At 36.4% G+C, this 26,483-nt stretch carries 26 protein-coding genes and 2 pseudogenes; 11 read left to right on the top strand and 17 right to left on the bottom strand.

Features of this window, described 5'->3' with window-relative positions; translation table 11 throughout:
* Window positions 1-28: 28 nt before the first annotated feature.
* Genes HMPREF1052_RS10105 through pilM form a run of 5 tightly spaced genes read right to left on the bottom strand, consistent with a single transcriptional unit; the run spans window position 29 to window position 3,715 of the window.
* Window positions 29-1,405, bottom strand: coding sequence for a type IV pilus secretin PilQ (locus HMPREF1052_RS10105; RefSeq protein ID WP_005761690.1), 1,377 nt, complete (start codon window positions 1,403-1,405; stop codon window positions 29-31).
* Between the two features lie 8 nt (window positions 1,406-1,413).
* Complete coding sequence (locus HMPREF1052_RS10100) at window positions 1,414-1,815, bottom strand: pilus assembly protein PilP (RefSeq protein WP_005761866.1); 402 nt, start codon at window positions 1,813-1,815, stop codon at window positions 1,414-1,416.
* The gene (locus HMPREF1052_RS10095; protein ID WP_005761770.1) at window positions 1,812-2,318 is read right to left on the bottom strand and encodes a hypothetical protein; all 507 of its coding nucleotides are present in this window, start codon (window positions 2,316-2,318) and stop codon (window positions 1,812-1,814) included. Before HMPREF1052_RS10095 ends, HMPREF1052_RS10100 begins: the two co-directional genes overlap by 4 nt.
* A gap of 2 nt (window positions 2,319-2,320) precedes the next feature.
* A complete protein-coding gene (locus HMPREF1052_RS10090) occupies window positions 2,321-2,833 on the bottom strand; it encodes a hypothetical protein (protein ID WP_040596592.1) in 513 nt (170 codons plus the stop codon).
* 3 nt (window positions 2,834-2,836) lie between these two features.
* A complete protein-coding gene (pilM, locus tag HMPREF1052_RS10085) occupies window positions 2,837-3,715 on the bottom strand; it encodes a pilus assembly protein PilM (protein ID WP_005761714.1) in 879 nt (292 codons plus the stop codon).
* A 143-nt stretch (window positions 3,716-3,858) separates the two neighbouring features.
* Between pilM and HMPREF1052_RS10080 the strand changes: the two genes are divergently transcribed.
* Window positions 3,859-6,471 (top strand): penicillin-binding protein 1A, encoded by a 2,613-nt coding sequence (locus HMPREF1052_RS10080; protein ID WP_040596591.1) that lies wholly within the window; start codon window positions 3,859-3,861, stop codon window positions 6,469-6,471.
* Between the two features lie 86 nt (window positions 6,472-6,557).
* Window positions 6,558-7,403, top strand: a complete 846-nt coding sequence (locus HMPREF1052_RS10075; protein WP_005761712.1) for a 23S rRNA (adenine(2030)-N(6))-methyltransferase RlmJ — start codon at window positions 6,558-6,560, stop codon at window positions 7,401-7,403.
* A gap of 64 nt (window positions 7,404-7,467) precedes the next feature.
* Here the strand turns inward: HMPREF1052_RS10075 and aspA are convergent, their stop codons facing one another.
* On the bottom strand, window positions 7,468-8,889 hold the full coding sequence (gene aspA / locus HMPREF1052_RS10070) for an aspartate ammonia-lyase (protein ID WP_005761797.1): 1,422 nt from the start codon (window positions 8,887-8,889) through the stop codon (window positions 7,468-7,470).
* A 275-nt stretch (window positions 8,890-9,164) separates the two neighbouring features.
* Here aspA and gorA point away from each other — a divergent pair, with 275 nt between their 5' ends.
* A complete protein-coding gene (gorA, locus tag HMPREF1052_RS10065) occupies window positions 9,165-10,535 on the top strand; it encodes a glutathione-disulfide reductase (protein ID WP_005761771.1) in 1,371 nt (456 codons plus the stop codon).
* A gap of 73 nt (window positions 10,536-10,608) precedes the next feature.
* On the opposite strand, the gene HMPREF1052_RS10060 is transcribed toward gorA, so the two are convergent.
* The 3 genes from HMPREF1052_RS10060 to arsC form a co-directional block, all read right to left on the bottom strand.
* Entirely contained in the window at window positions 10,609-10,905 is a 297-nt protein-coding gene (locus tag HMPREF1052_RS10060) for a DUF5377 domain-containing protein (RefSeq protein ID WP_005761835.1), read from the bottom strand.
* A 48-nt stretch (window positions 10,906-10,953) separates the two neighbouring features.
* Window positions 10,954-11,211 (bottom strand): alternative ribosome-rescue factor A, encoded by a 258-nt coding sequence (locus tag HMPREF1052_RS10055; RefSeq protein ID WP_005761724.1) that lies wholly within the window; start codon window positions 11,209-11,211, stop codon window positions 10,954-10,956.
* Between the two features lie 75 nt (window positions 11,212-11,286).
* On the bottom strand, window positions 11,287-11,637 hold the full coding sequence (arsC, locus tag HMPREF1052_RS10050; RefSeq protein WP_005761772.1) for an arsenate reductase (glutaredoxin): 351 nt from the start codon (window positions 11,635-11,637) through the stop codon (window positions 11,287-11,289).
* Between the two features lie 164 nt (window positions 11,638-11,801).
* Here arsC and HMPREF1052_RS10045 point away from each other — a divergent pair, with 164 nt between their 5' ends.
* Window positions 11,802-12,872 carry an AI-2E family transporter gene (locus HMPREF1052_RS10045; RefSeq protein ID WP_005761881.1) on the top strand — a complete coding sequence of 357 codons (1,071 nt, stop codon included), beginning with the start codon at window positions 11,802-11,804 and terminating at the stop codon, window positions 12,870-12,872.
* 11 nt (window positions 12,873-12,883) lie between these two features.
* Entirely contained in the window at window positions 12,884-13,228 is a 345-nt protein-coding gene (locus tag HMPREF1052_RS10040; protein ID WP_005761821.1) for a DUF4870 family protein, read from the top strand.
* An 88-nt stretch (window positions 13,229-13,316) separates the two neighbouring features.
* On the opposite strand, the gene glyS is transcribed toward HMPREF1052_RS10040, so the two are convergent.
* The 6 genes and pseudogenes from glyS to aqpZ all read right to left on the bottom strand — a co-directional run bounded on the left by glyS (window position 13,317) and on the right by aqpZ (window position 18,642).
* On the bottom strand, window positions 13,317-15,383 hold the full coding sequence (gene glyS / locus HMPREF1052_RS10035) for a glycine--tRNA ligase subunit beta (protein WP_005761684.1): 2,067 nt from the start codon (window positions 15,381-15,383) through the stop codon (window positions 13,317-13,319).
* Between the two features lie 20 nt (window positions 15,384-15,403).
* Window positions 15,404-15,778: a DUF2185 domain-containing protein gene (locus tag HMPREF1052_RS10030; protein ID WP_005761817.1), complete on the bottom strand. Its 375-nt coding sequence runs from the start codon at window positions 15,776-15,778 to the stop codon at window positions 15,404-15,406.
* Between the two features lie 164 nt (window positions 15,779-15,942).
* Window positions 15,943-16,368 (bottom strand): annotated as a pseudogene (locus tag HMPREF1052_RS10025) (PDDEXK nuclease domain-containing protein); the annotation flags it as partial.
* Window positions 16,369-16,612: 244 nt separating this feature from the next.
* Entirely contained in the window at window positions 16,613-16,870 is a 258-nt protein-coding gene (locus HMPREF1052_RS10020; RefSeq protein WP_005761827.1) for a hypothetical protein, read from the bottom strand.
* Window positions 16,870-17,778, bottom strand: coding sequence for a glycine--tRNA ligase subunit alpha (gene glyQ, locus HMPREF1052_RS10015; protein ID WP_005761698.1), 909 nt, complete (start codon window positions 17,776-17,778; stop codon window positions 16,870-16,872). Before glyQ ends, HMPREF1052_RS10020 begins: the two co-directional genes overlap by 1 nt.
* A gap of 171 nt (window positions 17,779-17,949) precedes the next feature.
* The gene (gene aqpZ / locus HMPREF1052_RS10010) at window positions 17,950-18,642 is read right to left on the bottom strand and encodes an aquaporin Z (RefSeq protein WP_005761819.1); all 693 of its coding nucleotides are present in this window, start codon (window positions 18,640-18,642) and stop codon (window positions 17,950-17,952) included.
* Window positions 18,643-18,923: 281 nt separating this feature from the next.
* On the opposite strand from aqpZ, the gene metJ reads away from it, so the two are divergent.
* Complete coding sequence (gene metJ, locus HMPREF1052_RS10005; protein ID WP_005761702.1) at window positions 18,924-19,241, top strand: met regulon transcriptional regulator MetJ; 318 nt, start codon at window positions 18,924-18,926, stop codon at window positions 19,239-19,241.
* 83 nt (window positions 19,242-19,324) lie between these two features.
* Here the strand turns inward: metJ and pyrE are convergent, their stop codons facing one another.
* Both pyrE and rph read right to left on the bottom strand, forming a co-directional pair.
* Window positions 19,325-19,969 carry an orotate phosphoribosyltransferase gene (gene pyrE, locus HMPREF1052_RS10000; protein ID WP_005761753.1) on the bottom strand — a complete coding sequence of 215 codons (645 nt, stop codon included), beginning with the start codon at window positions 19,967-19,969 and terminating at the stop codon, window positions 19,325-19,327.
* Between the two features lie 75 nt (window positions 19,970-20,044).
* Window positions 20,045-20,761 carry a ribonuclease PH gene (gene rph, locus HMPREF1052_RS09995; protein WP_005761756.1) on the bottom strand — a complete coding sequence of 239 codons (717 nt, stop codon included), beginning with the start codon at window positions 20,759-20,761 and terminating at the stop codon, window positions 20,045-20,047.
* A 169-nt stretch (window positions 20,762-20,930) separates the two neighbouring features.
* On the opposite strand from rph, the gene HMPREF1052_RS09990 reads away from it, so the two are divergent.
* The 5 genes and pseudogenes from HMPREF1052_RS09990 to HMPREF1052_RS09970 form a co-directional block, all read left to right on the top strand.
* Window positions 20,931-21,794, top strand: coding sequence for a YicC/YloC family endoribonuclease (locus HMPREF1052_RS09990; RefSeq protein WP_005761840.1), 864 nt, complete (start codon window positions 20,931-20,933; stop codon window positions 21,792-21,794).
* Between the two features lie 9 nt (window positions 21,795-21,803).
* The gene (gene ygfZ / locus HMPREF1052_RS09985) at window positions 21,804-22,637 is read left to right on the top strand and encodes a CAF17-like 4Fe-4S cluster assembly/insertion protein YgfZ (protein WP_005761778.1); all 834 of its coding nucleotides are present in this window, start codon (window positions 21,804-21,806) and stop codon (window positions 22,635-22,637) included.
* 260 nt (window positions 22,638-22,897) lie between these two features.
* On the top strand, window positions 22,898-24,526 hold the full coding sequence (gene pyrG / locus HMPREF1052_RS09980) for a glutamine hydrolyzing CTP synthase (protein WP_005761699.1): 1,629 nt from the start codon (window positions 22,898-22,900) through the stop codon (window positions 24,524-24,526).
* Between the two features lie 107 nt (window positions 24,527-24,633).
* A complete protein-coding gene (gene eno, locus HMPREF1052_RS09975; RefSeq protein WP_005761692.1) occupies window positions 24,634-25,935 on the top strand; it encodes a phosphopyruvate hydratase in 1,302 nt (433 codons plus the stop codon).
* A gap of 72 nt (window positions 25,936-26,007) precedes the next feature.
* Window positions 26,008-26,433: pseudogene (locus tag HMPREF1052_RS09970) on the top strand (NUDIX hydrolase); the annotation flags it as partial.
* Between the last annotated feature and the right edge of the window lie 50 nt (window positions 26,434-26,483).

Raw genomic sequence — 26,483 nt, 5'->3', positions numbered from 1 at the left:
TAAAACAGGGGCAAAATAGCGAATTATTTTATTTTTTTAAGTCGCTAATAGGATATTCGAATCGTTTTTGAATCTGTTCTAAAGTTTCACCCTGTTTGAGAATATGCGGAGTAACAAAAATCACTAATTCACGCTTTTGATGCTTTTTACTTTCTTTACTAAATAGGCGTTTAATAATAGGAATATCTCCTAGCACAGGAACTTTATCTTCACCCTTAGTAATCGTATCGTTAAATACACCACCTAATACAATAGTTTCACCATCTTTTGCAAAAACTTGAGTATTAATTTCCTGTTTATCAATAGCAATCAAATTACTATTGCCATATACAATATTTGCACTTGGTGAATTTTGGCTGACAATTAAATCTAATAGAATCGAATTATCTTTAGAAATATGAGGGGTGACTTCTAAGCCTAACACTGCATCTCGAAATTCAACATACTCTGTATCATTTTTTCGATTGACTGTCACATAAGGAATTTCTGTTCCCTGTTTAATACTTGCACTCTTTTTATTTGTCGTGAGCAAACGAGGACTAGCAATAATTTTTACATTATGTTCCTGTTCTAATGCGGTTAATTCAAGATCTAATAATCTACCGTGAATTTTAGCCACTTGTAATGCTATTGAACCTGCTGGTGTGGAGCTAGTTGGGAAATTAATATTAAGATTTTCTGCAATATTTAACAATCCATTACCCTCTAAACTGCCTGCAACACGATGTGCGGTATTTACCCCCTCTAATAGCCCCCACCGAACACCTAGCTCTTTCAAACTTTCATCATTCATTGTAACAATTCGAGCCTCAATAGCGATTTGTTCAATAGGCTTATCTAGTTGAGCAATCATTTTCTTAATATTTTGTATAGAAACATTATCATCTTGAATTAAAAGTTGATTACTCCGTTCATCAAAACTAATAGCACCTGTGGGTGAAAGCAATGATCCCGTCCCTGAAGTCAAAGATTTCATCACTTCTGAGGCTTTAGCAAAATGCAATTTTATCGCACTGGTTACAATTTTTGGTTCAGCTAAAAGTGCGGTAGGCTTTTCAAAAATTTTATCTTTAGGAAGTGATGTAGATTGCTCGACTAAATTATGTTTACTCAAATAATAAATGCCTTTATCTTGCCATAAAGAAAGCTGTTTTAATTTTGCAACAGATGTTAAAAGTTGAGGAAAATCAACTTTATCTAATTGTAATGACAAGGTACTATCTAGTTCATCATCAAGAATCAAATTGATATTTTGTTCAAGCGCTAATTGTTGTAGTGTTGGTACTAAAGGTGCCCTTTTTAAACGAATTGAAAAAGTTGAATCAATCTTTTCAGCCATAGCAATAGGCATCAAAAGCCCTAAACAAAGCCCGAATTTAACTATAAATAATATTATTCCTTTCATATTTCGCCCTAAAATTTTATGTTAACTACTCGTGTTTGCTGACAATTTCCTGCCTCATCCCAGGCTAATAATTGGATGTTCTTACGGCTAATTTGCTGTAATTTTAATTGCTCTTTACTGATCAGATTACCTACCATAGCGGTATAAATATGTTTTTCATTATCCATAAAAAATGCTTTCCAAGTTGTTGTATATTGCATCATGCCAATTAACTTTAATTGCTGAAAAGAAATATGCTCTGCAACCACTGTTGATTCTGTATCACAATGATGTCGAACTTCATTACTTGATTCTGTTGATAAAGCATGTGCTAATCGCTGCTGTTTATCAAAAGGATCTGCTTCAGCATTTAAATTTTCTAGCCAAAATAAATTTATTATCAATAATGCAAAAATAACCCTTAGTCTCATTCAGGCTCCTTATGATGTAATTGGCAAGTGAGTTGACTATAGATACCTGGCTCATCATCTTTTTTATAAAGATGTAATGTCGTTAGTTGAAGAGGCTTAAATTTTTGTAATAACTGAATTAAAAATCGATTAATAGTTGAGAAACGCCCCTGTATCTGTAATTTTAAAATCGGAGATTGTAAAAAGCTCCATTGGGAAGAATGAATAATAAGTTGTTTTGATGTTAATTGAATATGTTGATTAATAGGAGATAATGCGAGTGTTAATTGAGGCGTGAATGACTCATACTGCATCTTTTTTTGTAATACATTAAGTAATTTTTGTTGATGTTCTACTTGTTGCTGCTGTGCAAATACCTCTTGTTCAAGTTGCCTAATTCTATATTGCATCTGCAAGAATTGATAACTTGGAAAAGATAAACTTAATACCAAAACACCGATCAACAGAAAATTCTGTTTAGTCGGCGAAGCTTTGACACAACTTCGCCATAATTGTTGTTCCATAACTATTTCCAATAAATATCAAATCCAAATTCAATGGTGCTATCTGATAGCGTAATAAAATGATTCAATTGGTGTGTTTGAATAAATGATGATTGACTAATATATTGCTGAATATGATCAAACTCAGACTGCTGAGTCACCCTTCCCTTGAGCTTGATCCGTTCTTTTTCAACATAAAATTCTGTGAGTTCACCTTGAATAAATGGTAAATCTTTTAACCATGTCATTAATTGCAAAACTTCATTTGAAGATACCAGCAGTTGCCCTTCTCCCCATTCTTGTTCTTGCCTCAATTGCGTTAATTGATATTCTAGTTTAGAAAGCATTGTCTGTTGTTGTTGAAATTGATGTTGTTTTATAACAATCATTTGTTGTAAATGCTGATTCCAATAACTTAATCCAACATAAGTCAAGCAAAGTGCGGTGATAAAGCCCCAAATTTTAAACACCAATCGTCGTTGTTGTTGACGAAACAAACGCGCTCTCCATGGCAAAAGATTTATCCATTGTTTCATTAACTAGTGCTTCACTCCGATACCTAATAAACCTGCTTGTTCAAGTTCTTCAAGAGCCTCAAGTTCTTCTAAATCTAACTGTAAGACATTTTTATTTTCAGGCTCTTCTGTCCATAAAGCAGCACCTAACGCCATTAGTGGTAAATCGGTTTCAATTAATTGCCAATCACTAGAGTGTGAGGCATTTGTTGCACTGTAAGCGTAACAATATTCTGGAATATCTTGGTATCTTGCACAAAATTGTTCATAAAGCTCACTTAGACTGGTTTCAGCTAATTGTAATACACGAAGTTGTTGACCCTTACGTTGTACCGCTAATGAGTAAAGCTCATCTTGATAAAGCATTGCAGCCTCATCATTAAATTGTGCTTTTAAAATAAACCGATAAGCTCGTTCAATAGCATAAATGGCACTATCTAGTACATCTAAACCAAAAGGCTCAAACATCATAATTTGATGTTCTGCGACTTTACGCATAATGGCAAAAATATCCAAACGAGTGCCACCTTTCAAATGGCTTGCACAATAATCATACCAAACCTCTTCTAAAGAAATTGGTAAATCACGTTGTAGGAAAAACTCACATTGTTGTTCACATTCTTGTTCATTGAGCGTATCTGGTAAAAATAATGTTTGATTCCATAATTGATTTGGCAAAGCCGCAGTAATAAGTTTAAGCTCTAATTTTTGCTTATCAGAATACTGCCCAACCTGTCGAATAAGGTTTTCTAAAGATTGAGTTCTATCAAACATATCCCATAGCACGTGATAAGCTTGCCCATATTCATCAAACCAAATGGCATCTAATAATTCTTTACCATGTTGGCGATTCAAAAATAATCCTACATTTAGGTTTTTCGTTGTATTCCTTGTCATTTTCATCATAATTTCCTATTTTTTACTGACTAATTTATTTTTTAACTTTAGATTTATTGAACTAATCTTTATACTTAGTTGTTTAATAAAGGGGAAAGTAGTGTTTCTTACTTTTTCATAAAACGCATCAATAAAGAGTGAATTTTGGAATGAAGATCGCAAAATTAATATTAAGTACTCTATTAACTATGATTATTTTAGGGTGCATTGCTGGGGGTTTATTATTTTTCCACATAAAATCTCAGTTACCAGATGTACAAAGTTTAAAAACCGTAGAATTGCAACAGCCGATGCAAATTTATACCGCAGATGAAAAACTGATTGGAGAAGTCGGTGAGCAGCGTCGCATTCCTGTAAAACTTGAAAATGTTCCCCAAACCTTAATTAAGGCGGTACTTGCCACCGAAGATAGCCGTTTTTATGAACATCATGGTTTAGATCCTATTGGTATTATTCGGGCGGTTTCTGTTGCTATTAATAATGGTGGAGCATCACAAGGTGCAAGTACCATCACACAACAGTTAGCCAGAAACTTCTTCTTAACCCCTGAGAAAACAATTATACGTAAAGCTAAAGAAGCGATTTTAGCTATTGAAATAGAAAATGCGCTTTCCAAAACTGAGATTTTAGAACTTTACCTCAATAAAATTTATTTAGGTTATCGTTCTTATGGTGTAGCTGCCGCAGCAAAAACCTATTTTGGTAAAAATTTAGATGAATTAACCTTATCTGAAATGGCTATCATTGCTGGTTTACCTAAAGCACCATCAACCATGAATCCACTTTACTCTCTAAAACGTGCAGAAGAACGCCGTAATGTTGTACTGGGCCGCATGTTAGAAATGAATTTCATCACTAAATTACAATATGATGAAGCACGTAAAGATCCTATTAAAGCCTCATATCATGGAGCACAAATTGAATTCCGAGCAGATTACGTAACTGAAATGGTTCGCCAAGAAATGGTTAAACGCTACGGAGAAGAAAATGCTTATAATAGTGGCTATAAAGTTTACACAACCATTCTTTCAAAAGATCAAGCTAATGCACAAAAAGCGGTGCGTAATAATTTAATCGCTTATGATATGCGTCATAGTGGCTATCGTGGTTCCACATCACTTTGGAATAAGTCTGAGACTGCTTGGGAAACTGATAAAATCTTAGATACTTTACGTAAATTACCAAACTCAGAGCCATTTTTCCCAGCAGTAGTATTATCTACTGATAAAGCTAATACTACTGTACTCATGGTATCTGGTGAAAAAATCAGCTTAAATGCGAGCATTTTACGTTGGTCAGGAAAATCAATTGCAGTCAAACCTGGCGATCAAATTTGGTTAAAACAAACAAATAAAGGAGAATGGAGTTTAGGTCAAATTCCTGAAGCAAATTCCGCCTTAGTATCTCTCAATAGTGATAATGGTGCAATTGAAGCCTTAGTAGGTGGTTTTAGCTTCGAACAGAGTAAATTCAACCGTGCCACTCAATCTATGGTTCAAGTGGGTTCTTCCATTAAACCTTTTATTTATGCAGCAGCTTTAGAAAAAGGATTAACGTTGTCCAGTATTTTACAAGATACTCCAATTTCTATCCGAAAACCTGGGCAAGCAGATTGGAATCCAAAAAACTCACCAGATCGTTATGATGGTCCAATGCGTTTACGTGTAGGATTAGGACAATCTAAAAATATGATTGCTATCCGTGCGATGCAAACAGCAGGAATTCCTTATGTTGCTGATTTCCTACAACGTTTTGGTTTTAAACGTGACCAATATTTTGCAAGTGAGGCTTTAGCATTAGGGGCTGCCTCTTTTACTCCGTTAGAAATGGCACGTGGCTACGCTGTGTTTGATAACGGTGGTTTTTTAGTCGACCCATTTATTATTAATCGTATCGTTGATAATACGGGTAAAGATTTATTTATTGCTAATCCTAAAATTGCCTGTACGACTTGTGATGACATTCCAACAATTTATGGACAAACCCAAGACAAACTAGATGCGAATGCATTAAAAACTAATGAAAATACCAATGACAATTTAAATTTAGCTAAAACAGATGATAGTACTAATGGTGAAGAAGGCGATGGTTCTGAAAATGCTGATGAACCTGCTGAATTGAAAAATCAAGGCGGTAAAATTAGTGAAGACGAAGTTAATCTTATGGTAGAAGATAAAACTGAAGCTCCACAAATTCAATATGCACCTCGAGTCATTAGTGGTGAGCTTGCTTTTCTTATTCGTAGTGCATTAAATACTGCTATTTATGGTGAACCTGGCTTAGGCTGGAAAGGTACTAGCTGGCGTATGGCAAATGAAATTAAACGTAAAGATGTCGGTGGTAAAACAGGTACAACAAACAATTCAAAAGTAGCTTGGTATGCGGGCTTCGGTGCTCACCTAACTACAGCAATTTATGTTGGTTTTGATGATAATAAACGTACGCTAGGTCGAGGTGAAGCTGGTGCCAAAACTGCAATGCCAGCTTGGATTAACTATATGAAATTTGCACTTTCAGATATTCCTGAACGTACCTTACCTACACCGACAAATATTGTAGAAAAACGGATTGATATAGGTTCTGGACTACTTGCAAATGGTGGTGGACGTGTCGAATATTTTATTAAAGGCAGTGAACCTAAACGTGTTTTCGTAGAAGAACGTGGTTATTATGTACCACCTGAATTACAACAACGGTTTGGAAGTAAACCAGGCAATCCTGGCGAGTCTGCTCCATCGCAACAACGTCAAGAATTGTTCTAACTAAACAATCTAACTTAACCTTATTTACCGCACTTTTCCTAAAAGTGCGGTTTATTTTCCAAAAATTTTATTTAAAAAGGCTTATTATGCTCAGCTATCGTCATAGTTTCCATGCCGGCAATCATGCGGATGTGGTGAAACATATCGTAGAAATGTTAATTATTGAAAACCTTAAACAAAAAGAAAAAGGGTTTTATTACTTAGATACTCACTCAGGTGTCGGGCGTTACCGTTTATTTAGTGAAGAAGCCGAAAAAACAGCAGAGTTTAGAGAAGGAATTGCACGTTTATGGGAGCGAGATGATCTCCCAGAAGAAGTTCAACGCTATATAAACATGATCAAAAAGCTCAATTATGGGGGTAAAGAACTGCGTTATTATGCTGGCTCACCTTTAATTGCGGCACAAATGTTACGTACTCAGGATCGTGGGTCACTTACTGAATTACATCCTGCTGACTATCCAATCTTACGGAATAACTTTAAAGAATTCCATAATATCATGGTTAAGCGTGATGATGGCTTTCAACAGCTTAAAGCCACTTTACCTCCGAAAGAACGTCGTGGTTTAGTTCTCATTGATCCACCTTATGAAATGAAAGAAGATTATGATCTTGTCGTTAATGCTATTGAAGAAGGTTATAAACGTTTTGCTACGGGAATTTATGCTATTTGGTATCCAGTGGTATTACGTCAACAAACTAAACGTATGGTGAAAGGATTAAAAGACACGGGCATTCGGAAAATCTTACAAATTGAATTAGCTGTACGTCCTGATTCTGATCAACGTGGAATGACAGCAAGTGGTATGATTGTCATTAATCCGCCATGGCAATTAGAAGCTCAAATGAAAAAAATCCTACCGTATTTAGTAAATGTATTAGTCCCTGAAGGTACAGGCAGTTGGTCTGTAAATTGGATTACCCCTGAATAAATTTTCCTATAAAAAACCGCACTTTATAAAGATAAAGTGCGGTCTGTTTTCACAAAATTTTCAATTATTTATTTAATTTTGCTTTATATGTTGGGTTCATTAAGTTTTCTACTGAAAGAATGTCATCCAATTCAGCTTCAGTTAATAAACCACGTTCTAATACTACTTCACGTACACCGCGGCCTGTTGTTGCACAGATTTTACCAACAATATCACCATTATGGTGACCGATAAATGGATTCAAATAAGTCACAATACCAATTGAATTAAACACATAGTTTTTACAAATTTCTTCGTTGACAGTGATGCCATCAATACATTTATCACGTAAGTTCACACATGCATTGGTTAAAATATCAATTGATTCAAACATTGCTTGACCAATAACAGGTTCCATTACATTTAATTGTAATTGACCAGCTTCAGCTGCGAAAGTCACTACCGTATCATTACCAATAACTTTAAAGCATACTTGATTTACAACTTCTGGTACCACTGGATTAACTTTAGCTGGCATAATTGAAGAGCCTGCTTGTAATTCAGGTAAATTAATTTCATTTAAACCAGCACGAGGGCCTGAAGATAATAAACGTAAGTCATTACATACTTTAGAAAGTTTTACTGCAGTACGTTTTAATGCGCCATGTACCATAACATAAGCACCACAGTCTGAAGTTGCTTCAATCAAGTTATCTGCATTGACACATGGTAAACCTGTGACTTCAGATAATTTTTTAACCACTAATTCTGAATAACCTGTCGGAGTATTTAAACCTGTACCAATCGCAGTTGCACCAAGGTTAACTTCAAGTAATAATTCTGCTGTACGTTTTAAATTACGCACTTCTTCTTCAAGTAATACTGCAAATGCTTTGAATTCTTGACCTACAGTCATTGGAACAGCATCTTGTAATTGAGTACGTCCCATTTTTAAAACTTTTGCAAATTCAACTGCTTTTTTATCAAAACCATCATGTAAATATTGAATTTTCTCAATTAATTTCATAATGCTGTTATATACGGCAATGCGGAAACCTGTAGGATAAGCATCATTAGTAGATTGGCTTGCATTCACATGATCCATTGGGTTAATTACATCATATTCGCCTTTTTTATGACCAATTTTTTCTAATGCAAGGTTTGCCACAACTTCATTAGTATTCATATTTACAGACGTACCCGCACCACCTTGATAAACATCTGATGGGAATTGATCTAAACATTTACCCGTAGTTAAAATTTCATCACATGCGGCAACAATGGCTGTTGCGATATCAGCAGGAATCGCACCTAATTCACCATTTGCAAGCGCAGTTGCTTTTTTCACTGCAACCATACCTTTAACAAATTCAGGAACATCTGAAATAGTGACATTAGAAATATTAAAGTTTTCCACTGCTCTTAAGGTGTGAATTCCCCAATATGCATCCATTGGTACTTCACGTTCACCTAATAAATCTACTTCTTTTCTTGTTAGCGTTGTCATAATTTTCTCCTTCTAATGACCTTTTGCTTTTTTAATATTATAGTAAGTCAAACATTCTTAATTTGTGATCTAAATCATAAATTTTATGTGCATCACAGACATATTATTTATGGTATTCATTAGTTTTTCTAATGCGTAATTAATTTTTTTATGCCAAATATTCAATGATTAGATTGATAACACCAATTAGACTAATTTATTAACCCATTTTGATTTCCACAAAAAATTTGTGGCAAAATAGTAACCAATACTTCGTTCAAAAATAGGACAATAAAATGACTAAACATTATGATTATTTAGCTATCGGTGGCGGTAGCGGCGGTATTGCCTCTCTCAATCGTGCAGCAAGTTATGGCAAAAAATGTGCAATTATTGAAGCAAAACATTTAGGTGGTACCTGTGTAAACGTCGGTTGTGTACCGAAAAAAGTGATGTTCTATGGTGCTCATATTGCCGAAGCAATTAACAGTTATGCTCCTGATTACGGATTTGATGTGACGGTGAATAACTTTGATTTCAAAAAATTAATTGACAGTCGCCAATCTTATATCGGTCGCATTCATAATTCTTACAACAATGTATTAGCCAAAAATAATATTGATGTATTAAATGGTTTTGGTCGCTTTATAAATGCGAAGACAGTAGAAGTTACTTATGCAGATGGTACATCTGAACAAGTAACCGCAGATCATATTTTGATTGCTACTGGTGGTCGTCCAAGTATTCCTAATGTAAAAGGCGCAGAATATGGTATTACCTCTGATGGTTTCTTTGCATTAACCGAATTACCTAAACGTGTTGCGGTTGTTGGTGCGGGTTATATTGCCGTAGAACTTGCTGGTGTATTCAATAGCCTAGGTACTGAAACTCATTTATTTGTACGTAAACATGCTCCATTACGTAATCAAGATCCTCTCATTGTTGATACTTTAGTTGAAGTTTTAGCACAAGATGGTATTCACTTACATACCAATGCGATTCCTCAAGAAGTCACTAAAAATCAAGATGGTTCATTAACCTTAAAACTGGAAGATGGACGTGAAACTAATGTTGATACAGTAGTATGGGCGATTGGTCGAGAACCAACAACAGATAAAATTAATCTTCAGGCAGCGGGAGTCGAGACCAATACTCGCGGTTTTGTTAAAGTAGATAAATACCAAAATACCAATGTAAATGGTATTTATGCAGTGGGTGATATTATTGAAGGTGGTATCGAGTTAACACCTGTGGCAGTTGCTGCTGGTCGTCGTCTGTCCGAACGTTTATTTAACAATAAGCCTAATGAATATTTAGATTACAATTTAGTGCCAACGGTAATTTTCAGCCATCCACCAATCGGTACTGTAGGTTTAACTGAACCTAAAGCGATTGAACAATATGGTGCAGATAATGTGAAAGTTTACACATCCTCTTTCACGGCGATGTACACAGCAGTAACTCAACATCGTCAACCCTGCAAAATGAAACTTGTATGTGCGGGGCCAAATGAAAAAGTGGTTGGCTTACATGGTATTGGTTTTGGTGTAGATGAAATGATCCAAGGCTTTGCTGTTGCAATCAAAATGGGAGCAACTAAAGCAGATTTTGATAATACCGTAGCGATTCACCCTACAGGTTCTGAAGAATTTGTGACTATGCGTTAAGATGTAGTCAGTCAGCATAAAAGTGCGGTTTAAATTTTTAAAATTTCTACCGCACTTTTCGTTTATTTTATCTTCATTCCTTTGCTAAACCTAACTGACCAATTTTTACCCCTAGATTACCAAGAGCAACAGGATCTAAATAATCTGCTAAGAATTTAAATAATGTTTCTAATTCTGTGAAACGGCGTTTAATTTTCACCTCATCTTCCACTTTACGAATAAATTCATAAACTACATTCCCCGCTGTAATATGAGCATCTAAGGTAATATAAATAGTTTCAAAGAAATGGCTATGTGCACCTTCTTCACCTGGATCGCTAATACGAACATTCAATGTATTTGAGAACAAAAGTATTGTGTTAACTGACATATTTACCTCTATTATTTTTATTGTTTGCTATTTATTGTAATTAATCATTTAAATAAAAAACCCGATTATAAAATCTCTATTAATAAAAATCTTATAATCGGGCTTTTCAAAATATTTATTTGGATGTTTTGCCTTTCGCTGATAACTTCCTTTACCTTTCAACTTTTTTTCAACTCGTTGATGAAATAAACGATCATGCAATAAGGCTTTAACTGCATTATCTTGAATGATACCCCGAGTATGTTGATACACCACCTGAGTGGCTTCAGAAATCAACATTGGTGCCTTTTGAATTTTCTTTACCATAATTTATCTCTTTCTATATAAAATAATACCGCTCTAAATTTGAGCGATAGTTATTATACGGTTTTCATCTACAAATTACAAAATACTCAATACGGCTTCTGGCGGACGACCAATTTTTGCTTTATCCCCATTAATCACTATCGGGCGTTCTAACAATGCAGAATGTTCACTAATCGCTTGCAATAGTTGTTCTTCAGTCACCTTTTGTGCATCTAATTGAAGATCTTTATATAAATCATCTTTCACACGCATCATTTCACGAGCACTGACAATACCAAGCTTTTTCATTAAGTCTTTTAATTGATCAATAGAATAGCGATTTTCAAGATAAAGCTCAATTTTAGGTTCAATATGTTGTTCTTGTAACAGTTTTAAGGTTTCGCGGCTCTTTGAACAACGGGGATTATGATAAATAATAACAGACATAGTTTCCTCATATAAAATTAACCAATCTATGTAAGAATAATATAATTAAACATTTTATAGAACAAGCTTATGGGTTATTTGATTGAAACTTTCAACAAACCTTATCAATCTAGTACGTTTTATTTTATAATCCATTTAAGCGTAATGAAGAATGAGGAAAAGTTATGATTGAGATGCTAAAAACTTGGTATATTCGCCGTTTTAGCGATCCCCAAGCCATGGGACTGGCTGCAATTTTATTATTTGGCTTTATTGCTATTTATTTCTTTAGCGATTTAATTGCCCCTTTGCTAATTGCAGTCGTGTTGGCTTATTTATTAGAAATTCCAATTCGCTTTCTGTCAAATAAATTAAAATTACCTCGTTCATTAGTCATTATTTTAGTTCTAGGCAGTTTTATCAGTCTAACTCTGCTTATGTTCTTTGGTTTAGTGCCAACCTTACTAAACCAAACAGCAAATTTATTTAGTGACTTGCCTAATATGATGAACAAACTTCATCAGTGGCTAATATCACTACCAGAACATTATCCAGAATTAGTGGATTATCAAATGATCAACAGCTTATTTAACACCATACGTGACAAAACAGTTGCCTTTGGTGAATCCGCTGTAAAATTTTCTATTTCTTCTATTATTAACTTAGTTAGTTTGGGAATTTACGTCTTTTTAGTCCCCTTGATGATGTTCTTTATGTTAAAGGACAAAACCGCATTACTAGCATCTATTAGTCAATATTTACCGAAAAATCGCACTCTTGCCTCAAAAGTTTGGGTTGAAATGCAACAACAAATTGCTAACTATATTCGTGGCAAATTATTAGAAATTGCAATTGTTGCCGTTGTGACTTACATCATCTTTTTATTCTTCGGATTAAGATATCCATTGTTATTAGCGGTGGCTGTTGGTTTCTCTGTCTTAGTTCCTTATGTTGGAGCCGTTATCGTCACCATTCCAGTCGCATTAGTTGCCTTTTTCCAATTTGGTGACCATTCTACTTTCTGGACATTAATGATCGTATTTGTTGTGAGTCAATTATTAGATGGTAATTTATTAGTGCCATTTTTATTCTCAGAAGCAGTAAATTTGCATCCACTCACAATTATTGTATCTGTGCTGATTTTTGGCGGATTATGGGGATTTTGGGGTGTGTTTTTTGCTATTCCACTAGCTACATTAGTAAAAGCAGTCGTAACCTCTTGGCCTTCCAGTGAAGACATTATAGTGAGTAAATAACAGGAAAGACAATGAACGAACATATTGAACAAGAATTGAATAAATTAGGTCAAGATAAAGACCGCACTTATATGTATATCATTTATGGATTATTTATCTTTGCAGTGGTATTTCATCCTTTAGCGATCATTGGTGTTGTATTAGCTTTTATGAAACGTGATGAATTAACAGCGGAATATAAAAGTCATTGTAATTATTTAATCAAAACCTTTATTGTGTCATTTATTGGCACTTTGATAACATTTTTTGCCCTTATCTTTTGGATAGTCTTTGCTTGGTATATTTACCGAGTTGCCAATGGTTTCCAAAATTTCTATTCTAATAAATCAGTGAATGGAGACAGTTGGTTTAAATAATTTATTGTGAACATAAAAAAGGCTTGGTGATTATTATCTAACGCCTAAAGTTAGACTATTATCCAAGCCTTTTATGATTGATTAAATTTTATTGTAATAACGAAATATCTGCTACTTGTAAGAATAATCCTTGTAATGTATTTAAAATTGCCAAGCGATTTTGGCGTAATGCAGGATCTTCAGCATTCACCATTACATTATCAAAGAAATTATCCACAGGCTGGCGTAAGCTGGCAAGCTCATCTAACACTTCCGTATATTCACCTTTAGCAATTAATGGCTTAACTTTGGTTTGTAATGCAATTACTGCTTCCGCTAATACTTTTTCAGCTGGTTCAATACAAGCATTGAGTTTAATTTCACCAATATTACCCTCTGCTTTGGCTAAGATATTGCTTACACGCTTATTAGCTGCTGCCAACGCTTCTGCCGCATCTAATGTACGGAAGTGAGCTACCGCACGCACACGAGCATCAAAGTCCGCTGGTTTGGTTGGACGACGAGCCAAGACGGATTGGATCACATCCACTGCAATGCCTTCGCTTTCATACCACGCACGGAAACGTCCAAGCATAAAATCAACCACTTCTTCTACCACATTTTTGTTGGTCAGTTTATCGCCAAAAAGTGCGGTCGCTTTTGTCACAATTTCCGTCAGATCAAGTGATAAGTTTTTCTCTACAATAATCCGTAATGCCCCTAACGCTGCTCGACGCAGTGCAAATGGGTCCGCACTGCCTTTCGGTGCTTGTCCGATACCAAAAATTCCTGTCAGCGTATCAAATTTATCCGCCAACGCTACCGAACACGCCACCAGCGATTTTGGTAATTCATCGCCTGCAAAACGTGGCATATATTGTTCATTCAACGCCACAGCAACTTCTTCGTCTTCACCGTCATGACGAGCATAGTGCATTCCCATCACACCTTGAGTATCGGTAAATTCAAACACCATATTGGTCATTAAATCACATTTTGATAATAACCCCGCACGTTGTGCTTTCGCTTTATCTGCACCAATTTGAGTCGCGATTTCGCCTGCCAATGCTTGAATACGGTCAGTTTTGTCACGTAATGTGCCGAGTTGTTGCTGGAACAACACCGTTTCCAAACGTGGCAATAAATCTTCTAAACGTTGCTTTTTATCTGTATTAAAGAAGAATTCTGCATCCGATAAACGAGGACGAACCACTTTTTCATTACCTTCGATAATTGGCGTTGGATCTTCTGGATTAATGTTAGATACAAAAATAAAGTGCGGTAATAATTTCCCATTTTTATCATAAATTGGGAAATATTTTTGGTCGCCTTTCATCGTATAAACCAAGGCTTCCGCTGGCACGGCTAAGAAACGTTCTTCAAATTTGGCGGTTAATACATTTGGAAATTCTACCAAAGAAGTCACTTCTTCCAGTAAGTCCTCTTCAACATCTGCCACGCCACCTAACGCCGTTGCTTTTGCTTGAGAATCAGCAAGAATAATCGCTTTACGCTCGTTGAAATCAGCAATCACAGAACCTTTATCTTTTAAAATTTGTGGATACTCATCGGCATGAGTAATTTGCAATTCAGGTTGCCCCAAGAAGCGATGGCCACGAATTGTTGTCGCAATTTTAATACCTAAAATTTCACCTTCAATTAATTCGCTACCTAATAATAAAGTCACCGTATGTACAGGGCGCACAAATTGTTCTGTTTTATCCCCCCAACGCATGGTTTTTGGAATAGGTAATTTTGCTAATGCGTTACTGATGATACCTACTAATAAATTTTTAGTTGGTTGACCTTCAATAACTGCCCGATGCACTAACCACTCACCTTTATCTGTGGTTAAACGCTCAGCTTGAGCTACGGTAATTCCACATCCTCGAGCCCAACCTTCAGCCGCTTTGGTTGGCTTGCCTTCGGCATCAAACGCCGCCGACACCGCTGGCCCACGCTTTTCAATCTCTTTACTCGGTTGCGCTGTTTGTAAGGCTAAAACTTTCACTGCTAAACGACGAGGAGCCGCAAACCATTGCACTTTCTCAAAAGAAAGCCCAGCTTGGCTCAGCTCTTGTTCAACATTCTCCGCAAACGCGGTCGCTAATTTTTTGAGTGCCTTCGGTGGCAGCTCTTCTGTACCGATCTCGGCAAGGAAATTTTGTGTTGTCATTTTGATCTCTTTATTTTAATTTATTCATTAGGAATAGGCCAATCAGAAACCGCTTCAAATTGATCACTCCCTGGTTTTTTTTCAAATACAGATCCTATTGGGCTATATAACATATCGCCACTAATTTCTGGTTGAAAGTTAGCTAAACAAGTAAGGCTGTAAATAGAAAAGTTATCAGGGTTATTAGTATATTTTTCATCTTCATATCCTGAAAAAAAACGCCAACCGCTATCAGGATAACTTTGACTAGGTTTCTCTCGATATAAAAATCTAATTGGTAGTTTTTCCTGAGATATTTTGTGAGAAACAATAACTAGCCCAAAAGGAACATCTTCAACCAATAGATCATCTTCGGCTATATCAAAAGCATTTTTATTCAGAGTTTTTTCTGTCATAGATTTTCCTTGTATATTTCGGATGAGTAAGAATAAAAGAATTATAAAATTTAATAGCTTATTTAACGATCTAATCAACTATTTTTCATTATTTACAGTCATCAAAGACAATAGTCATTAATCTTTATAAGAATTTGTAAAATTCCTAAGAAAACAACTTCTTATCACTTCACTAAAAACCGCTCTTTCGCCCTTTCTACTGCCAAATGCAGGCGTTGTTCCAACACTTCTTTACTCGGCAAAAAAGTCATATATTCGGCGATATGAATATCTCTGTTTTTCAAATCCAGTAATTCCTCCTGTTCCTGCTTTTTACTGGTGCAGAGAATAATCCCAAGCGGTGGGTTTTCATCAATTTCTTGCTCATATTTCGCCAACCACGCTAAATACAGCTCCATTTGGCTTTTGTGCGAATGTTTGAAACTTTCGGTTTTCAGCTCAATCGCAATCAGGCGTTTAAGTTTTCGATTATAAAACAGCAGATTAATATAAAAATTATCGTTATCAATCTGAATCCGTTTTTGGCAAGCAATAAAGGTAAATCCAGCCCCAAGTTCTAGCAAAAATTACTCAATTTCTCGCAAAATATAGCCTTTAAACGATAAATCATCATAACAATCTCTTATCCCTAATAATTCTAAATCTGTTACTGTTTTATCTTTTTCTGTAAAAATGGCGTTTATCTCATTTTTCAAAAAAGAAGCCATTCGCTGTTTAGACGAATGAATCAACTGCGAAATCTCGCCGATAAATTCGGCGGAGTTATCTGTTGAAATCAGATTTTGTAAATCTCATAAGCCACCTTGCAAAATTTTCCTAAAATCTGACCGCTTGTTAGCCGTAAATCCCTTCCAACTCCGTCAAATCCAGCACCACTTTTTCGCCCACCACCAACGCAGGAATGCCGATGTAGCCGTTGGCTTTGGCGTGGTTGAAGGCTTCGTGGCAGTCACGCAATCGTAAAAAAGGTTTGAAATTTGCACCGCTCTTTGTGATGTCTATCGCCTCGTAATCAATGCCGAGGCGGTCAAGTTCTGCCACGAATGGGTCGGTGTCAGGACACCAGTGGGCGAAATATAAAACAGGTTTCATTATTTCTTACAACCAGGGAACCCTAACGCTTCACGGCTGGCGTAATAGGCTTCCGCCACGCCTTTGGTTAAGGCACGAATGCGTAAGATGTAGCGTTGACGTTCGGTGACCGAAATCGCTTTGCGAGCATCTAGCATATTGAAACTGTGCGCTGCTTTTAATATACGCTCATAGGCTGGTAGCGGCAGCGGTTTTTCCAGTTCTAGCAAGGCTTTGGCTTCTTTTTCGTATTGTTCAAAGCATTGGAATAGGAAATCTACATCCGCATATTCAAAGTTATAAGTGGATTGTTCTACTTCATTTTGATGGAATACATCGCCATAAGTTGTTTTGCCTAAAGGACCATCTGAATAAACTAAATCATAAACAGAATCTACGCCTTGAATATACATTGCTAAACGCTCTAAACCATAAGTGACTTCACCAGTCACAGGTTTGCATTCTAAGCCACCAACTTGTTGGAAATAAGTGAACTGCGTGACTTCCATGCCGTTTAACCACACTTCCCAGCCTAAGCCCCAAGCACCTAGCGTTGGATTTTCCCAGTTATCTTCCACGAAACGGATATCATGTTGGGTTGGATCAAAACCTAACATTTTTAATGATCCTAAATAAAGCTCTTGAATATTATCTGGTGAAGGCTTAATAACAACTTGGAATTGATAATAATGTTGTAAGCGGTTGGGATTCTCACCGTAACGACCGTCTGTCGGGCGACGTGATGGTTGTACATAAGCAAACGCCATTGGTTCAGGACCTAATGCACGTAATGCAGTCATAGGATGAGATGTCCCTGCTCCCACTTCCATATCAAATGGTTGAACAATCGTGCAACCTTGTTGTGCCCAGTAATCTTGAAGGGCAAGAATCATACCTTGGAAGGTTTTTACATTAAATTTTGAGCTCATAATTATATATCTGTGAAATGGTTAAATAAATGCTGTTTATTATACTGCAATTTAGCCTATTATCCCACTGGTTAACGTATAAAAAGTGCGGTCTATTTTTCATAAATTTTGCTGAAAAAAAAAGGGCGGATATCATATTCGCCCTTCTGTTTTTAAATGTTTTTCTAAAAATTAGTCTTTAGATTCAAGTAAACCACGATAAATTAATCCACCGAGGATTCCACCAATAATTGGCGCTACCCAGAAAATCCATAATTGTTCTAATGCCCATCCACCTTGGAAGATAGCCACAGCAGTACTACGAGCTGGATTAACAGAAGTATTAGAAACAGGAATGCTAATTAAATGGATTAAGGTTAAAGCTAAACCAATGGCGATTGGTGCAAAACCTGCTGGTGCTTTTTTATCTGTTGCACCATGGATAATAATTAAGAAAAATGCAGTTAATACGATTTCAGCAATCACAACAGCGGCAAATGAATAACCGTTTGGCGAATGTTCACCAAAACCATTTGATGCAAAACCGCTCGCAACGGCATCAAAACCAGCTTTACCCGAAGCGATAGCATAAAGTGCTGCAGCACCTAAGATACCACCTACAACTTGAGCGATAATGTAACCTAAAGCATCTTTAGCTTGAAAACGTCCACCCGCAACTAAACCTAGAGTAACTGCTGGGTTAAAATGACCACCAGAAATATGTCCTACAGCATAAGCCATGGTTAACACGGTTAAACCAAATGCTAAAGCAACACCTGCAAAACCAATGCCTAATTCAGGGAATGCAGCTGCTAATACTGCACTACCACAACCGCCAAACACTAACCAAAATGTACCAAAAATTTCAGCAAAAAGCTTTTTCATTATATAAACCTCTATTATTAATAAGAAATATAGCTAAAACTTGCCTTAGCAAGGTAGGCTATTGTAAGCCTCACCTGGTCTTAGTCAATGAAAGTCATTGGAAAGTTGTGTAAAACTATGTAAAGCAGTCTTTACTTAACTAATTTCAACTTAAATATTATTAGACTAGTGAATATTTCAGCGATTTATTGTAGCCGTCTTAACGGCTAGATTGAGATTTTATTGATTTTTTATTAAAATACCTGACGAACTTAAGGTTATTCATAGGATTAGGATATTGTATGGCAAATTGGGACGGCAAATATATCAGCCCTTATGCAGAACATGGTAAAAAAAGTGAACAAGTAAAAAAAATTACGGTATCTATTCCGATTAAAGTTTTAGAAATTTTGACCAATGAGCGTACCCGTCGTCAAATTAAGAATTTACGTCATGCCACGAATAGTGAATTACTTTGTGAAGCCTTTTTACATGCATTTACAGGGCAACCACTCCCAACAGATGAAGATCTTCTAAAAGATCGTCATGACGAAATTCCCGAAGATGCCAAAGTGATTATGCGTGAAATGGGTATTAATCCTGATGAATGGGAATATTAATTCACTGAACTCATAAAAAAAGTGCGGTAGAAATTTTGGAAATGTTAACCGCACTTTATACTTTTTATTGATAAATAATCAGCTTAACCTATGCCATATTGCTCACGATAAGCTTTCATGGTAGGTAAATACTGACGATATTGGCTATCCTGTTCGATAAATTGCATAAGATCATCTAAATCAATAATAGAAAGCACTTCACATTGATAATCACGTTCGACTTCTTGAATCGCTGATAATTCACCTTTACCTCGTTCTTTACGATTTAACGCAATAACCACCGCACTTAATTCCGCATTATTAGCAGAAATAATATCCATTGCTTCACGAATTGCCGTTCCAGCAGTAATCACATCATCTACCAACAATACTTTTCCTTCTAATGGCGAACCAATTAAATTACCGCCTTCGCCATGATCTTTAGCTTCTTTGCGGTTAAAACAAACGGGCTTGTCTAAGCCAAACTTATTATAAAGTGCTATAGCAATTGTTGTGCCAATTGGGATACCTTTATAAGCTGGACCAAAAATGACATCATAATTCAAACCACAATTTTGGATCGCAGATGCATAAAATTCACCTAAACGAGCTAAATCATAGCCTGTGTTAAATAGTCCCGCATTGAAGAAATAAGGGCTGATACGACCTGATTTTAGTGTAAATTCTCCAAAACGTAATACATTACGACTCAAAGCAAATTTAATAAATTCAATTTTATAATCTTGCATACAATAACCTATGTGATATTCATTAGCTTAGTTGAGTTAAAAGAAAGGCTCGTTATTAACTAACGAGCCTCAACACTATTCAACTAATGCATGACGTTGTGCTTCAAAAATAATATTACAACCTTGTTTTGCCAACGCTAATAATTTAAGTAATTCTTCATGTGAAAATGGTTCTCCCTCTGCAGTTCCTTGCACTTCGATCATACGTCCATCTTCCATCATCACCACATTCATATCCGTTTCAGCTGCAGAATCTTCAATATATTCCAAATCACATACAGGCGTTCCATCCACGATCCCCACTGAAATAGCCGCCACTAATCCCTTAAGTGGATTATTTTTTAATGTGCCATTTTCCACTAAGTGATTAATGGCATCGGTTAATGCCACACAAGCACCTGTAATTGAGGCTGTACGTGTACCACCATCTGCTTGAATGACATCACAATCTAAAGTAATCGAACGTTCACCTAATGCAACTAAATCCACCATTGCACGTAATGAACGAGCAATTAAACGTTGAATTTCCATTGTGCGTCCGCCTTGTTTCCCTTTAGCTGCTTCACGTTGCATACGGCTGTGAGTTGAACGAGGTAACATTCCATATTCTGCAGTTACCCAGCCTTGTCCTTGCCCTTTTAAAAAACGTGGTACAGTATCTTCTACTGTGGCAGTACAAATCACTTTAGTATCACCAAATTCGACTAATACTGAGCCTTCAGCATGTTTTGTATAATTACGAGTAATTTTAATTGGACGGGGTTGGTTATTGGCTCGTTCATTTGGACGCATAAGGAATTCCTTCTCTTTTTCTTTAATTTCAAACAGCATATATTTTAACATTCAATAGCAAGTTCTGCACTTGTTTATTCCGTTCCCATGTAAACTACATGGTTTTTTTCTGTCTCATTTATCAGTACAATAATCTCAGTAAATTGATATCAAATATGAGGAAAACAATATGATTTACAGTATGACCGCCTTTGCACGCCACGAAATTAAAAAAGATTGGGGAGATGCCGTTTGGGAAATTCGTTCAGTGAACCAACGCTATTTAGAAAACTTTTTTCGTTTACCTGAACAATTCCGTGGTTTAGAAAATAGCCTACGTGAGAAACTTCGTCAAAATCTAACTCGAGGTAAAATCGAATGTAGTTTACGCATTGAGACCAAAAAACAAACCACCGCTGAATTGAATCTAAATAAAGAATTAGCTGAGCAAGTTATCCAGTCTTTGAAATGGATCAAACAACAAGCAGGTGAAGGTGAAATCTGTTTAAATGATGTATTACGCTACCCTGGCGTAGTGGAAACACCCGAACAAGATTTAGATGCTATCAGTCAAGATTTATTAACTGCTTTTGATGAATTACTCAAAGAATTTATTGCCATGCGAGTCCGTGAAGGTGAGAAATTACAAGTAGTTATTCAACAACGCTTAGATAGCATTTCTGCAGAAGCAAATAAAGTGCGGGCACAAATGCCAGAAATTTTGCAATGGCAACGTGAGCGTATTCTACAACGTTTCGAAGAAATTCAAATACAACCTGATCCATCTCGTTTAGAACAAGAAATGGTATTATTAGCACAACGGGTAGATGTCGCTGAAGAACTCGATCGCTTACAAATGCATGTAAAAGAAACTTCTTCTATTTTGAAAAAAGGCGGGGCTGTAGGGCGTAAATTAGACTTTATGATGCAAGAACTTAACCGTGAGTCTAACACTCTTGCATCCAAATCGATTAATGTAGACATCACTGCTTCCGCTGTAGAATTGAAAGTATTAATTGAACAAATGCGTGAACAAATCCAAAATTTAGAGTAAGGCAAATCCATGACAACCTTAATCAATTTAACCCAATTTACGCTAATTGAAGCCACTGGTCTAGATGCAGAAAAATTCCTGCAAGGGCAATTAACCACCGATGTAACTAAATTAGCGGTGGGTGATTCCACAATCACTGCGCATTGTGATGCAAAAGGTAAAATGACCTCCATATTCCGTTTAATGCGGATAGCTGAACAGCAATTCTATTTACTGTTCAGAACTGAGCTTTTACCCTTTGCGCTGGATCAACTAAAAAAATATGCAGTTTTCTCAAAAGTGAGCTTTACGCCATTAAATGTTCAAATCGTCGGCATAATCGGTGAAAACTGCGGTGAAATTTCAGCAAATTTTAACGTCAAATTGGCTAATGCGGAACTGTTGATTAATCCAAAGGATAATCTTGAATTTAATGGCTCTGTGGTAGATTGGGATCTATTTGAAATTCAACAAGGCATGCCTATTTTGTCGGCTAAAACCCAAAGTGAATTCATTCCACAAGCAGTAAATCTTCAATGTGTAGAACATGCAATTTCTTTCCAAAAAGGCTGTTATATTGGGCAAGAAACTATTGCTCGGGCGAAATATCGTGGTGCCAATAAACGTGCAATGCATATTTTCACTGCAAAAACTGAGTTTCAGCCTGAAATTGGTAGCGAAATTGAAATGCAGTTAGCCTCTGGCTGGCGAGCAACTGGCACAATTCTAAGTGCGGTGCATTCTGCAGAAATTTTATGGCTGCAAGTGGTATTAAATCACCCATTAGAAGAAGGTCAACAATTCAGATTAACCACGGACCATTCTATACTAGAAAGACAACCTTTACCTTACGACTTAAATTAACCTTTATGCAAAAGTGCGGTCAAATTTTGGAAAAATCCACCGCACTTTTGCTATCTAATGATTGAGTTAATAGGCTGTTTGCTATATACTATATTCCCGTCTTGAATAGCTAATCATCTTTAAAATAATTTCATTCTACTCAAGTAAAGCAATATACAGTAATCCAGTTATCTTAATAATATGGATAGATATTTATTGTATTAAAGATGATTGGCTATAATTTTTTATATTCATTCCACTAGATAAATTTAGGTTTCATTATGGCTACAAATTATATTTTCGTAACAGGCGGTGTAGTTTCTTCGCTCGGTAAAGGTATTGCAGCTGCCTCTTTAGCTGCAATTTTGGAAGCACGTGGCTTAAACGTGACAATGATGAAACTTGATCCCTATATCAATGTTGATCCAGGCACAATGAGCCCAACCCAACACGGGGAAGTTTTTGTTACTCAAGATGGTGCAGAAACAGACTTAGATTTGGGTCATTATGAACGTTTTATTCGAACAAAAATGACTAAACGTAATAACTTCACAACAGGTAAAATCTATTCTGAAGTATTACGTAAAGAACGTCGTGGTGATTACCTCGGTGCAACAATCCAAGTCATTCCACATATTACCAATGAAATTAAAGCGCGTGTTATTGATGGTGCGGCAGGTCATGATGTTGCAATTATTGAAGTGGGTGGTACTGTAGGAGATATCGAATCATTACCGTTTTTAGAAGCACTTCGCCAGTTAGCCGTACAAGTAGGGCGCGAAAATACTTTATTTATGCATTTAACGCTAGTGCCTTATATTCCAACTGCTGGAGAAGTCAAAACTAAACCAACTCAACATTCTGTCAAAGAATTACTTTCTATCGGTATTCAACCAGATGTATTGATATGCCGTTCAGATCGCATGATCCCACCAAATGAGCGGGCAAAAATTGCTTTATTCTGTAATGTGCCAGAAAAAGCTGTGATCTCATTAAAAGATGTCAACTCAATCTATCAAATTCCTGCATTACTGAAATCACAAGGTCTAGATGACTTTATTTGTCAACGCTTCCATTTATCTTGCCAAGAAGCAGATCTTTCTGAATGGGAACAAGTACTTTACCGTGAAAGTAATCCAATAGGCGATGTAACTATCGGTATGGTGGGTAAATATATTGAATTACCAGATGCTTATAAATCTGTTAATGAAGCCTTAAAACATGCAGGATTAACAAATCGTTTAAGCGTTCATATTAAATATGTAGATTCTCAAGATGTAGAAACCAAAGGTGTGGAAGTCTTAAAAGGATTAGATGGTATTTTAGTTCCAGGTGGTTTTGGCTACCGTGGTGTAGAAGGTAAAATTTTAACGGCACAATATGCTCGTGAAAATAAAATCCCTTATTTAGGTATTTGCTTAGGCATGCAAACTGCCTTGATTGAATATGCACGTAATGTAGCTGGTTTAACTCAAGCAAACTCTTCAGAATTTGATAAAGCTTGTCCACAACCTGTAGTTGGTTTAATTACTGAATGGCAAGATGCAGAAGGAAATGTTGAAAAACGTTCTGACAATTCAGATTTAGGTGGCACCATGCGTTTAGGAGCTCAACAATGCCATTTAGTAGAAGGTTCATTAGCTCGTCAACTTTATGGTAAAGAAACCATTGAAGAACGTCACCGCCACCGCTATGAAGTAAACAATAAATTGCTCCCTCAAATTGAAAAAGCGGGGTTAAAAGTCACAGGTTTATCTGCAGATCGTAAATTAGTGGAAATTATTGAAGTACCTAACCATCCTTGGTTTGTTGCTTGCCAATTCCACCCAGAATTTACCTCAACCCCACGCGATGGTCACCCATTGTTTGCAGGGTTTGTGAAAGCAGCAAAGGAAAATCAAAAAAAGTAGTGATTTGATCAAAAGATCATTAAGTTTTGCAAGACAAACTACATAAATATAGATACTATATCTAAATCATATACCTATTTTAGATTAACTATAGAAGGAAAACAAAAATGGCAAAAATCGTTAAAGTCATTGGCCGTGAAATTATTGACTCACGTGGTAACCCAACTGTTGAAGCTGAAGTTCATTTAGAAGGTGGCTTCGTAGGCCTTGCAGCCGCTCCATCTGGCGCATCAACAGGATCACGTGAAGCATTAGAATTACGTGATGGCGATAAATCACGTTTTTTAGGTAAAGGTGTATTAAAAGCCGTTGATGCCGTAAATGGTCCAATCGCTCAAGCTGTAGTTGGTAAAGATGCAACTAACCAAGCTGAAATCGATCAAATTATGATTGATCTAGATGGTACAGACAATAAATCTAAATTTGGTGCAAATGCAATCTTAGCTGTATCTTTAGCAAATGCGAAAGCGGCAGCTGCATCAAAAGGCTTACCACTTTATGCTCACATCGCTGAATTAAACGGTACTCCAGGTCAATACTCAATGCCATTACCAATGATGAACATCATCAATGGTGGTGAACATGCTGATAACAACGTTGATATTCAAGAATTCATGATCCAACCAGTTGGCGCAAAAACTTTACGTGAAGCATTACGTATTGGTGCAGAAGTATTCCACAACCTTGCTAAAGTATTAAAATCTAAAGGCTTAAGCACAGCTGTTGGTGATGAAGGTGGTTTTGCACCTAACTTAGAATCAAATGCAGCAGCCCTTGCTTGTATTAAAGAAGCTGTTGAAAAAGCAGGTTATGTGTTAGGTAAAGATGTGACTTTAGCAATGGACTGTGCATCTTCTGAATTCTATAACAAAGACAACGGTTTATACGAAATGAAAGGTGAAGGTAAATCATTCACTTCTCAAGAATTTACTCACTACCTTGAAGGTTTATGCAAAGAATACCCAATCGTGTCTATCGAAGATGGTCAAGACGAATCAGACTGGGAAGGTTTTGCATACCAAACTAAAGTGTTAGGTGACAAAGTTCAATTAGTGGGCGATGATTTATTCGTAACTAACACCAAAATCTTAAAAGAAGGTATCGAAAAAGGTATCGCAAACTCAATCTTAATCAAATTCAACCAAATCGGTTCATTAACTGAAACTTTAGCTGCAATTAAAATGGCTAAAGATGCTGGTTACACCGCAGTTATTTCACACCGCTCAGGTGAAACTGAAGATGCAACTATCGCAGATTTAGCAGTGGGTACCGCAGCAGGTCAAATCAAAACTGGTTCTATGAGCCGTTCAGACCGTATTGCGAAATACAACCAATTAATCCGTATCGAAGAAGCATTAGGTGACAAAGCACCATTCTTAGGTCGTAAAGCGATTAAAGGTCAAGCATAGTTGCTGATTAAAATTTTCTAAAATCGAACCGCACTTACAAAGTGCGGTTTTTTTCTACTAGAAATTACAAATATGAATGAACAATTACTCCATGAGCCTTGGCTCACATGGGCAATGCAAATCCAAGCGATTGCACAAAATGGGTTGACTTATTGTAAAAATGTGTATGACATTGAACGTTATGAACAGTTGCGTGATATTGCGGCGAAGATGTTGAGTTATAAAACGGCAATTCCGAAAGATAAAGTGAAACAATTATTTTGCCATGAGCAGGGCTATCAAACCCCGAAAATAGATACCCGTGCAGCAATTTTTAAAGATGATAAGATTTTGTTAGTGCAGGAATCTAATGGGCTTTGGTCATTGCCTGGTGGTTGGTGTGATGTACTAGAAAGCATTAATTCAAATACCATAAAAGAAACGCGTGAAGAAGCGGGGCTTGATGTAGTACCACAATTTATTATTGCAATTCATGATCAACATAAACGCAATTATCCTATAAGTTCGCGAATCTTTTTGCATAAAATCGAAATTTATTTTGCATAAAT

Source organism: Pasteurella bettyae CCUG 2042 (genome assembly GCF_000262245.1).
Taxonomy (GTDB): Bacteria; Pseudomonadota; Gammaproteobacteria; order Enterobacterales; family Pasteurellaceae; genus Basfia; species Basfia bettyae.
The sequence above is the reverse complement of the archived record's forward strand: the minus strand, read 5'-3'. Positions and strand labels throughout refer to the sequence as shown.

Bases quoted from the DNA above. Each gene is read 5' to 3' on its own strand.
- HMPREF1052_RS10105 (WP_005761690.1), bottom strand. From the start codon at position 1,405: ATGAAAGGAATAATATTATTTATAGTTAAATTCGGGCTTTGTTTAGGG.
- HMPREF1052_RS10100 (WP_005761866.1), bottom strand. From the start codon at position 1,815: ATGAGACTAAGGGTTATTTTTGCATTATTGATAATAAATTTATTTTGG.
- HMPREF1052_RS10095 (WP_005761770.1), bottom strand. From the start codon at position 2,318: ATGGAACAACAATTATGGCGAAGTTGTGTCAAAGCTTCGCCGACTAAA.
- HMPREF1052_RS10090 (WP_040596592.1), bottom strand. From the start codon at position 2,833: ATGAAACAATGGATAAATCTTTTGCCATGGAGAGCGCGTTTGTTTCGT.
- pilM (WP_005761714.1), bottom strand. From the start codon at position 3,715: ATGAAAATGACAAGGAATACAACGAAAAACCTAAATGTAGGATTATTT.
- HMPREF1052_RS10080 (WP_040596591.1), top strand. From the start codon at position 3,859: ATGAAGATCGCAAAATTAATATTAAGTACTCTATTAACTATGATTATT.
- HMPREF1052_RS10075 (WP_005761712.1), top strand. From the start codon at position 6,558: ATGCTCAGCTATCGTCATAGTTTCCATGCCGGCAATCATGCGGATGTG.
- aspA (WP_005761797.1), bottom strand. From the start codon at position 8,889: ATGACAACGCTAACAAGAAAAGAAGTAGATTTATTAGGTGAACGTGAA.
- gorA (WP_005761771.1), top strand. From the start codon at position 9,165: ATGACTAAACATTATGATTATTTAGCTATCGGTGGCGGTAGCGGCGGT.
- HMPREF1052_RS10060 (WP_005761835.1), bottom strand. From the start codon at position 10,905: ATGTCAGTTAACACAATACTTTTGTTCTCAAATACATTGAATGTTCGT.
- HMPREF1052_RS10055 (WP_005761724.1), bottom strand. From the start codon at position 11,211: ATGGTAAAGAAAATTCAAAAGGCACCAATGTTGATTTCTGAAGCCACT.
- arsC (WP_005761772.1), bottom strand. From the start codon at position 11,637: ATGTCTGTTATTATTTATCATAATCCCCGTTGTTCAAAGAGCCGCGAA.
- HMPREF1052_RS10045 (WP_005761881.1), top strand. From the start codon at position 11,802: ATGATTGAGATGCTAAAAACTTGGTATATTCGCCGTTTTAGCGATCCC.
- HMPREF1052_RS10040 (WP_005761821.1), top strand. From the start codon at position 12,884: ATGAACGAACATATTGAACAAGAATTGAATAAATTAGGTCAAGATAAA.
- glyS (WP_005761684.1), bottom strand. From the start codon at position 15,383: ATGACAACACAAAATTTCCTTGCCGAGATCGGTACAGAAGAGCTGCCA.
- HMPREF1052_RS10030 (WP_005761817.1), bottom strand. From the start codon at position 15,778: ATGACAGAAAAAACTCTGAATAAAAATGCTTTTGATATAGCCGAAGAT.
- HMPREF1052_RS10020 (WP_005761827.1), bottom strand. From the start codon at position 16,870: ATGAAACCTGTTTTATATTTCGCCCACTGGTGTCCTGACACCGACCCA.
- glyQ (WP_005761698.1), bottom strand. From the start codon at position 17,778: ATGAGCTCAAAATTTAATGTAAAAACCTTCCAAGGTATGATTCTTGCC.
- aqpZ (WP_005761819.1), bottom strand. From the start codon at position 18,642: ATGAAAAAGCTTTTTGCTGAAATTTTTGGTACATTTTGGTTAGTGTTT.
- metJ (WP_005761702.1), top strand. From the start codon at position 18,924: ATGGCAAATTGGGACGGCAAATATATCAGCCCTTATGCAGAACATGGT.
- pyrE (WP_005761753.1), bottom strand. From the start codon at position 19,969: ATGCAAGATTATAAAATTGAATTTATTAAATTTGCTTTGAGTCGTAAT.
- rph (WP_005761756.1), bottom strand. From the start codon at position 20,761: ATGCGTCCAAATGAACGAGCCAATAACCAACCCCGTCCAATTAAAATT.
- HMPREF1052_RS09990 (WP_005761840.1), top strand. From the start codon at position 20,931: ATGATTTACAGTATGACCGCCTTTGCACGCCACGAAATTAAAAAAGAT.
- ygfZ (WP_005761778.1), top strand. From the start codon at position 21,804: ATGACAACCTTAATCAATTTAACCCAATTTACGCTAATTGAAGCCACT.
- pyrG (WP_005761699.1), top strand. From the start codon at position 22,898: ATGGCTACAAATTATATTTTCGTAACAGGCGGTGTAGTTTCTTCGCTC.
- eno (WP_005761692.1), top strand. From the start codon at position 24,634: ATGGCAAAAATCGTTAAAGTCATTGGCCGTGAAATTATTGACTCACGT.